Raw genomic sequence first — 14,225 nt, 5'->3', positions numbered from 1 at the left:
TGGCGCTGAAGAACGGTCAGCTGCCGGCCACCCTGCACGCCCGCACCCCCTCGCCGCACGTCGACTGGTCGGCCGGTGAGGTCGCGCTGCTCACCGAATCGGTGGAGTGGGGTTCCACCGAAGGACGCACGCGGCGGGCCGGCGTTTCTGCCTTCGGCATCAGTGGCACGAACGCCCACATCATCCTGGCTGAGGCCCCGGCCGACGAGGTGGTGGTGCCCGCGGCCCCGGACCAGCCGGATGAGCTGACGGAGGTGCTGAAGGGCGAGCCGGCCTGGCTGATCTCCAGCCAGACCCCGGCCGGTGTGGCCGACCAGGCCCAGCGGCTCTTGGCGCACCTGGGCGCCGACCCGGAGCTGGACCCGGTGGACGTCGGCTGGTCGCTGGCCACCACCCGTTCCACGTTCGAGCACCGGGCCGTCGTGACCGGCGCCGACCTGCTCTCTGGCCTGCGGGCGCTGGCTGACGGTGTGCCCGACCCGGGCGTGGTCGTCGGCAGCACCGGTGGGGCCGGCCAGGTGGTGTTCGTGTTCCCTGGCCAGGGATCGCAGTGGATCGGCATGGGGCGCGCTCTGGCCGCTGCCTCGCCGGTGTTCGCTGCTCGCCTGGCCGAGTGCGGGGCCGCGCTGGCTCCGTTCGTGGACTGGTCGCTGGACGAGGTCCTGGCCGACGAAGCAGCCCTGCAGCGGGTCGATGTGGTGCAGCCCGTGCTGTGGGCCGTGATGGTTTCGCTGGCCGAGTTCTGGCAGGCAGCCGGGGTGACTCCGGACGCTGTGCTGGGGCACTCGCAGGGCGAGATCGCAGCTGCTGTGGTGGCGGGGATCCTGTCGCTGGAGGACGGCGCCCGGGTGGTGGCTCTGCGGAGTCAGGCTTTGAAGGCGCTTTCGGGTCGCGGCGGGATGCTGTCGATCGCCGAGCCAGTGGCAGTGGTGGAGGAGCGGATCGCTGCTCTGGCCGGAACGCAAGAACAAACTGTCGCTATAGCGCCGGAAATTCGTACCTTGGCCAGCGGGCGTGATAACAGGCCGCGCGTGGAGAGAAAGAAGGGCGCCTCGGACAAGGCTTCGTCGGACGAAGCGGCGTCAGGTGGCACGGCGTCTGGTCGTGCGGCGTCGGGCGTGACGGTGGCGGCGGTGAACGGGCCGAACGCGACGGTGGTGTCTGGGGACCCGGCGCTGCTGCAGAAGCTGGCCGAGCAGGTCGAGGCCGAGGGCGGCCGGGCGCGGATGCTTCCGGTGGACTACGCCTCGCACGGCCCGCAGGTCGACGAGCTGAAGGAGGAGATCGAGCGGCTGCTGGCCCCGGTCAGCCCGCAGGCCGGGCTGGTTCCGCTGGTCTCGGCGATGACCGGGGAGTTCCTGGTCGGGCCGGAGATGGACGCCGGCTACTGGTACTCCAGCCTGCGCGCTCCGGTGGAGTTCGCCCGGGCCACGGAGAAGCTCGGGCAGGCCGGCTACAAGGTGTTCATCGAGGCCTCGGCCCACCCGGTGCTCACCGCGCCGATCGCCGACACCCTGGAGAGCCTGGCGATCGAGCCGGTCGTCACGGGCACGCTGCGCCGCGACGACGGCGGCGCCGACCGGGCCCTCGCCTCGCTGGCCACGGCCCACGTCAACGGTGTTTTCGTGGACTGGACCGCGGTGCTGCCCACCGGCCGCCGGGTCGAGCTGCCCACCTACGCGTTCCAGAAGCAGCGGTTCTGGCCCAAGCACAAGCCGCTGACCCCGCCTGCGCAGGACGAGGCCGCGGTTCAGGACAGCGCGTTCTGGAGCGCGGTCGAGGGCGGCGACGTGGACGGCCTGGCCCAGAGCCTGGCGGTGGACGGCGCGAACTTGGCCGAGATCCTGCCCGCGCTGGCGGCCTGGCGCCGTAAGGAGCGCGGGGAGTCCGAGGTCGCGGACTGGCGCTACCGGATCACCTGGACCCCGGTCGTCTCGAAGCGCACCAAGCAGCAGACCAAGCTTTCGGGCATCTGGCTGCTGGTCGTCCCCAGCCACAAGCCGACTGACACCAACGCCGACACCGACACCGATACTGGCGCACCGACGTCCTCAAGCTTGCCGTTCGAGGTCGAAGCGGCGCTGGGGGAGCGTGGTGCTCACGTCGTGCGGGTCGAGGTGCCGGCCGGCCAGTTCGGGCGCACCGAGCTGGGCGACCACCTGGCCACCGCCATGTCCACGTTCTTCGCCGACCAGACGGTTTGGCCCGAGGGCATTCCGGCGGTCTCCGGCGTCGTCTCCCTGCTCGCCCTGGACGACAGCCCTCACCCGGCCGCACCTGTGGTGCCGACCGGTCTGGCCGCTACCACCGCGCTGGTTCAGGCCCTCGGCGACGCTGCGATCGAGGCGCCGCTGTGGGTGCTGACGCAGGGCGCGGTGGCCGCCGCTGCCGGTGAGACCGCGCAGAACCCCCTGCAGGCGCAGACCTGGGCCCTGGGCCGGGTGGCGGGGCTGGAGCACCCGAACCGCTGGGGCGGCCTGATCGACCTGCCCGCCACCTGGGACTCGCGCGCGGCCGACCGCCTCGTCACCGTGCTGAACGGCGACGAGGACCAGGTCGCCGTTCGGGCCGGGGGTGTGCTGGCCCGCCGCCTCGTGCGGGCGCCGCGCCCGCAAGCGTCCCAAATCTGGAAGCCCGACGGCACCGTCCTGATCACCGGCGGAACCGGTGGTGTGGGTGGGCATCTCGCCCGCTGGCTGGTCACCCGGGGCGCTTCGCGGATCGTGCTCACGAGCCGGTCCGGCGCCCGCGTGGGCAGCGTGCCCGCGCTCGCGGCCGACCTGGCGGCGGCCGGTACCGAGGTCAGCGTGGTGGCCGGGGACATTGCCGACCGCGCGCAGGTGCAGAACCTGGTGCGCTGGATCGGCGAGAGCGGCCCCCAGCTCAGCTCGGTGATGCACGCGGCCGGGGCCGGTGTGGCCGGGCCGGTCGAGATCATGACGCCCGCCGACCTGAACGAGGCCTCCCTGGCCAAGGTCGGTGGGGCGCAGGTGCTCGACGAGGTCACCGCCGACCTGGACCTGGACTCCTTCGTCCTGTTCTCCTCCGGCGCCACCACCTGGGGCTCGGGCCAGCTCTCGGCCTACGCCGCTGCCAACGCCGCGCTCGACGCCCTGGTCGAGGACCGACGCGCCCGTGGTCTGACCGGCACCTCCGTGGCCTGGGGCCTGTGGGGTGGCGGCGGGATGGGCAAGGGCACTGCCGGTGAGGTGCTGCAGCGCCTGGGGCTGCGCGAGATGGACCCGGCCAAGGCCGTGCTGGCCCTGGCCCAGATCCTGGACGCGGGCGAGTCGCTGATCGCGGTCTCGGACACCGACTGGTCGCGCTTCACGCCGGTTTTCACCGTTCAGCGCCCCAGTCCGCTGTTGGCCGACCTGCCCGACGCCCAGAAGGCGCTCGAGGCGGCCGCCGGCACCGAGGACACCGGTCAGGCCCGGTCGGCCCTTGGTGAGAAGCTCGCCGGGCGGGCCCGTAATGAGCAGGAGCGCATCCTCACCGAGCTGGTGCGCTCGGAGGCCGCGGCCGCGCTCGGGCACGCCTCGATCGATGCTGTTCCGGCGTCGAGGGCCTTCCGTGAGCTCGGTTTCGACTCGCTCACCGCGGTGGACCTGCGCACCCGCCTGAACGCGGCCACCGGGCTGAAACTGCCGGCGACGCTGGTGTTCGACTACCCGACGGCCGCAGCGGTCACTCAGCTGCTGCTGACCGAACTGCTGGGCGACCTTTCGGCCCCGAGTCAGGTCCGCGTGACGGCGGCCTTCGACGACGGGGAACCGATCGCCGTGGTCGGTATGGCCTGCCGCTACCCCGGCGGTGTAAGCGACCCGGAAAGCTACTGGGAGATGCTGGTCTCCGGCACCGATGCCATCGCCGCGTTCCCCACCGACCGCGGTTGGGACGTGGACGGGGTGTATGGCGGCGGCGGCAAGTCCACGCCCAAGCAGGGTGGTTTCGTCTACGACGCAACCAGCTTCGACGCGTCCTTCTTCGGGATCAGCCCGCGTGAGGCGCTGGCCATGGACCCGCAGCAGCGGCTGCTGCTGGAGACCACCTGGGAGGCGTTGGAGCGCGCCGGGATCGACCCGTTCTCGTTGCGAGGCAGCCAGACCGGCGTGTTCGCGGGAGCCACCTACTCCGCCTACGGCAATGCGATCGCCGACAACCCGGCCACCGCGGGCTACATGCTCACCGGCAACGCCGGAGCAGTCATCTCCGGCCGCATCTCGTACACGCTTGGCCTGGAGGGCCCGGCCGTCACGATCGACACGGCCTGCTCCTCCTCGCTGGTCGCCACTCACCTGGCTGGCCAGGCCCTGCGTGCGGGGGAGTGCGACCTGGCCCTGGCCAGCGGCGTCACGGTGATGGCGACGCCCGGCGCGTTCGCCGAGTTCGCCCGTCAGGACGGCCTGGCCTTCGACGGTCGCTGCAAGTCCTTCGGGGCCGACGCGGACGGCACCGGCTGGGGCGAGGGCTCCGGTGTGCTGGTGCTGGAAAGGCTTTCGGACGCTCGCCGCAACGGCCATCGCGTGCTCGCCTTGGTCAGTGGTAGCGCGGTCAACCAGGACGGCGCCTCCAACGGCCTCACGGCGCCCAACGGGCCCTCTCAGCAGCGGGTGATCCGGGCCGCGCTGGCCTCGGCGGGGTTGAAGCCCGGCGATGTGGACGCGGTCGAGGCGCACGGCACCGGAACGGTTCTCGGCGACCCGATCGAGGCCCAGGCGGTGCTGGCCACCTACGGCGCCGACCGCGCCGGGGCGGGGGCCCTGCACCTCGGCTCGGTGAAGTCGAACATCGGCCACACCCAGGCCGCGGCCGGCGTCGCCGGCATCATCAAGATGATCCTGGCCCTGCAGCACGACCGGCTCCCGCAGACCCTGTTCGCCGAGCAGCCCTCCCCGCACGTGGACTGGTCGGCCGGGGAGGTCTCGCTGCTCACCGATTCGGTGGCCTGGGAGACCGAGCCCGGACGCCCGCGGCGGGCCGGGGTATCGGCCTTCGGCGTGAGTGGAACGAATGCCCACATCATCATCGAGGAGGCTCCGGCTTCCGAACCTGCGGCTGTTGTTGAGAACGAGGCTTTGCCGGTGCTTGACCCGGCCCCGCAGGCCTGGCTGGTCTCCGGCCGCTCCGACGCCGGGCTGCTGGCCCAGGCCGGACGGCTGGCCCAGCACCTGGCGGTCCAGGCCGAGGTCGATCCGGCCGCTGTGGGCTGGTCTCTGGCCACCACCCGTTCGCAGTTCGAGCACCGGGCCGTCGTGCTCGGGGATGCCCTGGTCCAGGGGCTGTCCGATCTGGCCGCTGGTCTGCAGTCGGCTGACATCGTGCGCGGCGTGACCCCGGTGGGTGACTCGGCCCGCGTCGGCTTCCTCTTCGCCGGCCAGGGTGCCCAGCGTGCCGGGATGGGACGTGAGCTGTACGCGTCCTCACCGGTGTTCGCCGAGACCTTCGACCATGTCTGCGCCCTGCTGGAGGCCGAGACCGGCGCGCCGGTGCGGGAAGTGGTGCTCAGCGCCACCGAGGACCCGCGCGCCGACCAGACCCTCTTCGCCCAGACCGGCCTGTTCGCGATCGAGCTCGGCCTGGTCGCCATGCTGGAGGCTGCGGGCATCCGCCCGGACGTGGTGGCTGGCCACTCCCTGGGTGAGATCTCGGCGGCGCACGTCGCCGGGGTGCTCAGCCTTCAGGACGCCTGCCGCCTGGTCGGTGCCCGGGCCCGGCTGATGCAGTCCCTGCCCGAGGGCGGGGCGATGGCGGCGATCGCGCTGACCGAGGACGAGATCCGCACCTACGTCGCCGGGGTGGAAGGGCTTTCGGTGGCGGCCGTGAACGGGCCGTCGTCGGTGGTCGTCTCCGGTGACGAGGACGCGGTCGAGCAGGCCGTGGAGCACTGGCGCGAACAGGGCAAGCGGGTGCGGCGCCTGCGGGTCTCGCATGCCTTCCACTCGGCCCGGATGGACCCGGCGCTGGACGAACTGGCGCTTGTGGCGGAAAGCGTCACGCACAACACGCCCTCGGTCAGCTGGGTGGGGGCGCTCACCGGTCTGGCCGTGGACACGCCCGAGCCGCAGTATTGGGTGGCTCAGGCCCGGGAAGCGGTGCGCTTCGCCGACGCGGTGACCACCATGGCCGCCCGTGGGGTAACGGTGTTCGTGGAGATCGGCCCGGACGGGACGCTCTCGGCCATGGGCTCGGGGGTGCTGCCCGCCGACAGCACGGCGCCGCAGTTCGTGCCGGTGCTGCGCCCGGACACGGCCCCGGCCGCGTCGGTGCTGCAGGCCCTGGCCCGCGCTCACGTGAACGGCGTGGACGTGGACTGGACCCGGGTGCTGCCCAGCGGTGACCCGGTGCGCCTGCCCACCTACGCCTTCCAGCGCGAGCGGTTCTGGCCCGACGCCCCGGCAGTGCCGGCCCAGCGCACGAGCTCGTCCACGCCTGGTGAGGACCGGTTCTGGGCCGCGATTCAGGGTGGTGACCTGGCCGGCCTGGCCGGAGCCCTGGACGTGGACGGCGACCGGCCGTTCAGCGAGGTCCTGCCCGCGCTGGCCTCGTGGCGAGCGCGTGAGGTGGAGGAGTCGCTGACTGCCGGCTGGCGGTTCCGCGTGACCTGGTCGCCGCTGGCCGAGCCCGCGTCGGTGCGGCTGAGCGGCGCCTGGCTGGTGCTGGCCCCGGCCGGCCCGCTGGACGAGCTGGTCGCGGGCTGCGTGCGGGCGCTGCAGGAGCGCGGCGCGGCGGTGGTGCTGGTGCGCACCCCGGCTGCCCTTGATCTGGCCTCGGACACAGCCCGCCCACCCGGGGAGACACACGGGAATGCGGCATCGGTTGAGGCTGGTGCAGCGAGCGTGCCGGATGCGGCAGGCCCGAAAGGCGCCGCGAGGTCGAACGGTGCTGCTGGCTCGAACGGCGCTGTGGGCTTGAACGGCGCTGTGGGCTTGAACGGTGCGGCGGGCTTGAGCGGCGTAGCTGGTGCGCCGACCCTGCAGCCCGAGACTCTGGCCGCGAGCATCCGCGAGGCGCTCACCCAGGCGTCCGTGACCATGCCGGCCGGCGTCCTGTCCCTGCTCGCCCTCGACGAGACCCCGCTGGCCGAGGCCCCCTCGGTCACGGCAGGCCTGGCCGCCACCTCGACCCTGGTGCAGGCGCTCGGTGCGCTCTCGTTCCAGGTCCCGGTCTGGGTGGCCACCACCGGCGCGGTCAGCACCGGCCCGGCCGATCCGCTGACCCGTCCGGAACTGGCCCAGGTCTGGGGCCTGGGCCTGGTGGCCGGGCTGGAGCACCCGGAGCACTGGGGCGGCCTGATCGACCTGCCCGAACAGCTCGACGAGCGTTCCGCCTCCCGCCTGGCCGCCGTTCTGGCCGGTCAGGTCGCCGGGGAGGACCAGATCGCGGTCCGAGGCAGCGGTGTGCTCGGGCGGCGGCTGGTTCCGGCGGCGCCGGTGTCTGAAAAAGCCCAACAATGGACGTCGGCGGGCTCGGCTCTGATTACGGGAGGCACGGGCTCGGTCGGCGGGCACGTGGCGACCTGGCTGGCCGGTCGTAGTGTTCCGCGGATCGTCCTGGTCTCGCGCTCCGGGGCAGGCAGCCGCGGCATCGCCCAACGGGCCGCTGAACTGGCCCAGCAGGGTTCGAGCGTGGCCGTGCTGGCAGTCAACACGGCCTCGGCACAGCAGGTCTCCGAGGCGCTCGACTGGATCGACCGCACCGGCCCGGCCCTGCGCGCCGTGTTCCATGCCTCAGGCGTGTCCCAGGGCGCTCCGGTGATCGCGACCGACGTGGCCGAGCTGGCCAAGGCCGCCGACGCCAAGACCGCCGGCGCCCGCAACCTCGACCGGCTCACCGCCGACCGCGACTTGGACGCGTTCGTGGTGTTCTCGTCGGGCGCCGCGATCTGGGGCTCGCGCCTGCAGGCGGCCTACGGCGCGGCCAACGCCTACCTCGACGCCATCGCCGAGAACCGTCACCACCGCGGCCTGCCCGCGACCTCCGTGTCCTGGGGCCTTTGGGGCGGAGGCGGCATGGGCGACAGCGAGGGCGGCGCCCAGCTGCAGCGCCTCGGCCTGCGCGAGATGGACCCGGAGCTGGCCATCAACGCCCTGGCGGCGGTCCTGGACCACGGTGAGCGCCTGCTCACGGTGGCCGACGTGGACTGGGCCAAGTTCGCCCCGGTGTTCACGCTGCACCGGCCCAGTGCCCTGATCAGCCAACTGCCCGAGGTGACCCGCGCGCTCGCGGCGGGACCAACGTCCTCTGGTGGTGGCTCTGAAGCTCTGGCCACCACGGAACTGGGGCAGCAGCTGCAGACCCTGGACCGCGACGGGCAGGAACGCCTGCTGGTGGACCTGGTGCGCAGCGCGGCCGCCGGTGTGCTCGGGCACGCCTCGGCCGACGCCGTCGATGCCGCCAGGCCCTTCCGCGAGCTCGGTTTCGACTCGCTCACCGCGGTCGAGCTGCGCAACCAGCTGGGCGCCGCGACCGGTCTGGACCTGCCCGCCACGCTGGTCTTCGACTACCCGACCCCGGCCCTGCTGGGCGAGTTCCTCACCGACGAACTGGTCGGCGCCGTCGCGGCCCAGGTCAGCGTGGTCTCCGCCGCGAACACCGACGAGCCGATCGCGATCGTGGGCATGAGCTGCCGCCTGCCCGGCGGCTCGAACAGCCTGCCGGAGTTCTGGGACCTGCTGCGCACCGGCGCCGACGGCATCACCGCCTTCCCCACCGACCGCGGCTGGGAGGCGTACGTCACCGAGGAGCAGCAGAACTCGCAGTTCGCCCCGGTCGGCGGTTTCGTCTACGACTCGGGCGACTTCGACCCGGCGTTCTTCGGCATCAGCCCGCGCGAGGCCCGGGCGATGGACCCGCAGCAGCGCGTCCTGCTCGAAACCGTCTGGGAGGCGCTGGAACAGGCCGGGATCGACCCGAACACGCTGCGCGGCACCTCGGCCGGCGTGTTCACCGGCGCCTGGTCGTCCGGCTACGGCATGAGCCTGCAGCCGGGCGCCCCCCAGGTCGACGCGGCCGAGATGGCGGCCGGCGGCACGGAGGGCTACTTCCTGACCGGCAGCGCGACCAGCGTGATCTCCGGCCGGGTGGCCTACACCCTGGGACTGGAGGGCCCGGCCGTCACGATCGACACGGCCTGCTCCTCCTCGCTGGTGGCCCTGCACCTGGCCGCCCAGTCGCTGCGCTCCGGGGAGTCCAGCCTGGCCCTGGCCGGTGGTGTCACGGTGATGGCGACTCCGGGCTCGTTCGCCGAGTTCGCCCTGCAGAAAGGCCTTTCCGGTGACGGGCGCTGCAAGTCCTTCGGGGCGGGGGCGGACGGCACGGGCTGGGGCGAGGGCTCGGGCATGCTGGTGCTGGAAAGGCTTTCGGACGCCCGCCGCAACGGCCATCGCGTGCTCGCCCTGGTCAGTGGTAGTGCGGTGAACCAGGACGGAACCTCCAACGGGCTCACCGCGCCCAACGGCCCCTCCCAGCAGCGCGTCATCCGGGCCGCCCTGGCCTCGGCCGGGCTCTCCCCGGCCGACGTGGACGCGGTCGAGGCGCACGGCACCGGAACGGTCCTCGGCGACCCGATCGAGGCGCAGGCCCTGCTGGCCACCTACGGTGCGGCGCGCGACGCGGCCGACCCGCTGTGGCTGGGCTCGGTCAAGTCGAACATCGGGCACACCCAGGCCGCGGCCGGGGTGGCCGGGGTGATCAAGATGGTGCTGGCCATGCAGCACGACCTGCTGCCGGTCTCGCTGCACTCGGACGAGGTCTCGCCGCACGTCGACTGGTCCTCCGGCGGCGTGCGGGTGCTGAACCAGCCGGTGCCGTGGCCCGCCTCGGGCCGGGGACCGCGCCGGGCCGGTGTCTCCTCGTTCGGCGTGAGCGGCACCAACGCCCACGTCATCCTGGAAGAGGCTCCGTCCGTGGAGGTCGCGGCCGACGAGTTCGACGAGCCCGACCGTGGGACCAAGGTCTTCGGCGAGGAGGCTCCGGCGGCCTGGCTGATCTCGGCCCGCACCGCCGAGGCGCTGGCCGGGCAGGCCGCGCGCCTGGCCCCGCTGGCCGGGACCGCGAAGCCGTCCGACGTGGCCTGGTCGCTGGCCACCACCCGGGCCCGGTTCGACCACCGCGCGGTGGTGATCGGCTCGCCCGAGACCGGTCTGGGCGCGCTGGCCTCCGGTCTCCCGGTGCCCGAGGTGGTCTCGGGCCAGGTGCTCAGCGGCGACAAGCGGGTGGTGTTCGTCTTCCCCGGCCAGGGCTCGCAGTGGCTCGGCATGGGCCGCACCCTGGCCGCCACCTCGCCGGTGTTCGCCGCGCGCCTGGCCGAGTGCGAGCGCGCCCTGGCGCCTTACGTGGACTGGAAGCTCTTTGAGGCACTGGACGGGCCTCTGGAGCAGGTGGACGTGCTCCAGCCCGTTCTGTGGGCGGTTCATGTGTCGCTCGCTGCGGTCTGGGAGGCGGCCGGGGTGCGGCCTTCGGCCGTGGTCGGGCACTCCCAGGGTGAGATTGCCGCGGCTGTCGTCTCGGGTGCGCTGTCGCTGGAGGACGGCGCCCGGGTGGTGGCGTTGCGCAGCCAGGCTTTGAAGGCGTTGTCGGGTCGGGGCGGGATGCTCTCGCTCGCCGAGCCGGTGGCCGTGGTCGAGGCTCGCCTGAGCGGCGACGTGACGGTGGCGGCGGTGAACGGGCCGAACGCGACCGTGGTCTCGGGTGACCCGGCGCTGCTGGAAGAGCTCTTGGCGCAGGTCGAGGCCGAGGGCGGCCGGGCGCGGATGCTCGCGGTCGACTATGCCTCGCACGGCCCGCAGGTCGACGAGCTGCAGGAGGAGATCCTGCGGTTGCTGGCCGAGGTCAGGCCCCAGGCCGCACGGGTGCCGATGGTCTCGGCGATGACCGGGGCGTGGCTGGACGGCACCGAGCTCACCGCGCAGTACTGGTACGACAGCCTCCGGGCCCGCGTCGAGTTCTCCCGGGCCGTGGAAGTTCTGGGTCAGGACGGCTACCGGGTGTTCGTCGAGACCTCGGCCCACCCGGTGCTGACCGCGCCCGTCACCGAGATCCTGGAGACGCTGGGCGAGCCGGTGGTGACTGGAACACTCCGGCGCGACGACGGCGGGGCCGAGCGCCTGCTGGCCTCGCTGGCCACGCTGTACGTCAACGGCGTGCCGGTGGACTGGACGGCGGTCCTGCCCGAGGGCGAGCGCGTCGACCTGCCCACCTATGCCTTCGAGCACCGGCGCTACTGGTCCAAGGCCATGCAGGCCGGCGCCGGCGACGTGCGTTCGGCCGGTCTCGGCGCCGTCGGTCACCCGCTGCTCAGCGCCTCGGTCGAACTGGCCGGGGGCGACGGTGTGGTGGTCACCGGCCGACTGTCGCTGCGCACCCACCCCTGGCTGGCCGACCACGCCGTGGGTGGTGCCGTGCTGCTGCCCGGTACCGCCTTCGTCGACTTCGCCATGCGGGCCGGCTACGAGGTCAACTGCGCCCGCGTGGTCGAGCTCACCCTGGCCGCGCCGCTCGTGCTCCCGCCCAGCGGGGCCATCGCCGTGCAGGTCGTGGTCAGCGCGGCGGACGCCGACGAGCAGCGCACCGTGGACATCTACTCGCGGCCCGACGACGCCGTGGGCGAACCCTGGACGCAGCACGCCACCGGCCGCCTGGCTCCGGACACCCGGGTGGGTCTGCCCTCGGCGGGCGACTTCCTGGTCTGGCCGCCGCTGGACGCCGAGCCGGTGGACGTGAGCGACCTCTACGAGATCCAGGCCGCGGGCGGCTACGGCTACGGCCCGGTCTTCCAGGGCCTGAAGGCGGCCTGGCGCCGGGACGGCGCGATCTTCGCCGAGATCGCCCTGCCCGAGTCGGCAGGAGCCGACGCCGCTCGCTTCGGCATCCACCCGGCCCTGCTCGACTCCTCCCTGCACGCGGCAGGCCTGCTGGCCTCAGCGTCCGAGGAGGGCGTGCGCCTGCCGTTCGCCTGGACCGGTGTCTCGCTGATGGCGGCCGGCGCCTCCTCGCTGCGGGTGCGGCTGGCCCAGGACGAGGCCGGTGGCCTCACCCTGACCGGCGCCGACCCGACCGGCCGCCCGGTGGTCGCGGTCGAGTCGCTGATCCTGCGGGCAGTCAGTGCCGACGCGCTGAACGCGGCGCAGGGCAGCCAGAGCAACTCCCTGTTCGCGGTGGACTGGGTTCCGGTCAACGGCGGCTCGGCCGAGCTGCCCACCCGCTGGGCGCTGCTCGGCGAGGACCACTTCGCCGTGGGCGACGCGCTGCCGGGTGACGGGCTGCGCGTGGCCGACCTGTCCGCGCTCGCCGATTCGGTCGCCGGCGGGGCGGCGGCTCCGGACCTAGTAGTTGTTTCTGTTGGCGGTAAGGGTTCAAGTACGGACGCCCATGACGGCGCCGATGTCGGCTCCCGCGCACGGGTGCTCACTGCCGAGATCCTGAGCCTGCTGCAGCAGTGGCTGACCCTCGACGCCCTGGCCGACGCCCGCCTGGCACTGGTCACCCGAGGAGCGGTGGCCGCTGCGGACGGGGACGCGGTGGACGACCTGGCCGCCTCCGCGGTGTGGGGTCTGGTGCGCTCGGCGCAGTCGGAGAACCCGGACCGGATCATCCTGGTCGACCTGCCCACGGGTGCGGGTGCGGGTGCGGCGGGCTCGGCCGAAGCCGAGTCGGTTCTCCAGCTGGGAGGGTCAGCTGATAACAGGCTCACGCCATCCCTAGCCCCCGCCCTCCCAGGGGATAAGACACGTGAAGACGGGTCTGCGGTTGAGCCGGCGGACGGCGCCGGTGCCGCACTCGTGAGCGCCCTGGCCTCGGGTGAGCCTGAGGTTGCCCTGCGGCAGGGCGTCGCGCTGAGCCGGCGGCTGGTCCGCCCGGCGAGCGCCGAGGTCCAGGAGCCCGGCGAAGCGGCCGAGCCCGGCGCGGTGCTCATCACCGGCGGCACGGGTCTGCTCGGGGCGCTGGTGGCCCGTCATTTGGCCGAGCACGGCCGGGCCGAGCAGCTGGTGCTGATCAGCCGGTCCGGGCCGCGGGCGGGCGGGGTGGCGGCTCTGGCGGCGGATGTGGCGCAGAGTGGCGTCGCCGTCCAGGTGACCGCCGCCGACGCCGCTGACCGCTCGGGGCTGGCAAGCGTCCTCAAGCCGTTGGCCCTGAGGCTCACCGGGGTGATCCACACCGCCGGGGTGCTCGACGACGGCGTGATCGGCTCGCTGACTCCCGCGCGGCTCGACCAGGTGATGCGCCCGAAGACGGACGCGGCCTGGAATCTGCACGAATTGACGGCAAACTCCCCGCTGCAGGAGTTCGTGCTGTTCTCCTCCGGGGCGGCCACGTTCGGCTCGCCGGGGCAGGGCAACTACGCCGCGGGCAACGCGTTCCTCGACGCGCTGGCCGCGCACCGCCAGGCCGCCGGGCTGCCGGGGCAGTCGCTGGCCTGGGGCCTGTGGGCCGATGCCAGCGCGATGACCGGCCACCTGAACGAGGCCGACCGTCAGCGCAACAACCGCAGCGTGATGAGCGAACTGAGCACGCAGGACGGCCTGGCCCTGATGGATGCCTCGCTGGCCCGGCCGGAGGCGCTGCTGGTGCCGGCGAAGGTGAACGTGGCCGGGCTGCGGGCCCAGGCCGCCCGCGGAGGCCGGCTGGCGCCGGTCTGGCACGCCCTGGCGGGCCGCCCGGTGGGGGCCGCTCCGACGGTGGATCCGCAGGCCGGACGACTTCTGCGGGCGCAGTTGAACGCTGTAGCGGACCCGGACCGTGACCGGGTACTACTGAGCCTGGTTCGGACACATGGGGCCGCAGTTCTGGGTCACTCCTCGGCCGACGCCGTGGGGGCCCAGAAGGCCTTCAACGAACTGGGATTCGACTCGCTGACCGCTCTGGAGCTACGGAATCGCCTGAATGCAGCCACCGGGCTGAAGTTGCCCGCCACCCTCGTGTTCGACTACCCGACGCCGGCCGCGCTCGCCGGCCATCTCAAGGAACAGCTCGTCGACGGAAACGACGAGCAGGCCGACTCCGGGGCCCTGGCCCTGGCCGAGGTCGGCCGCCTGGAGGAGATGGCCCGTGCGATCAAGGCCGGTGACGGATCGCGATCCGCCCTGGCAGCCCGCCTGAAAGCCCTTGTCCTGACTCTGGAGACGGAGCAGGACCCGAAGGCCGAAGGGGGTGCCGACACCGATCTCCGGGCAGCCACGGTCGAGAACATCTTCGATCTTCTCGACAACGAGCTCGCCGACTGA

Annotated in this window: 1 protein-coding gene (running past one end of the window); it reads left to right on the top strand. The window is 73.0% G+C overall.

Annotated features, from left to right (window positions below; translation table 11 throughout):
• Positions 1-14,225, top strand: the 3' portion of a protein-coding gene (locus LWF15_RS18610; RefSeq protein ID WP_456298973.1) for a type I polyketide synthase. It extends 5,902 nt beyond the left edge of the window; 14,225 of the gene's 20,127 nt are visible here — the last part of the coding sequence; its start codon lies beyond the left edge, outside the window; the stop codon is at positions 14,223-14,225.

Origin of the sequence: Kineosporia rhizophila (assembly GCF_021277265.1) — a bacterium.
GTDB lineage: Bacteria > Actinomycetota > Actinomycetes > Actinomycetales > Kineosporiaceae > Kineosporia > Kineosporia rhizophila.
Note: the sequence above shows the minus strand (reverse complement) of the source record. Positions and strands in the feature narration are given on the sequence as shown.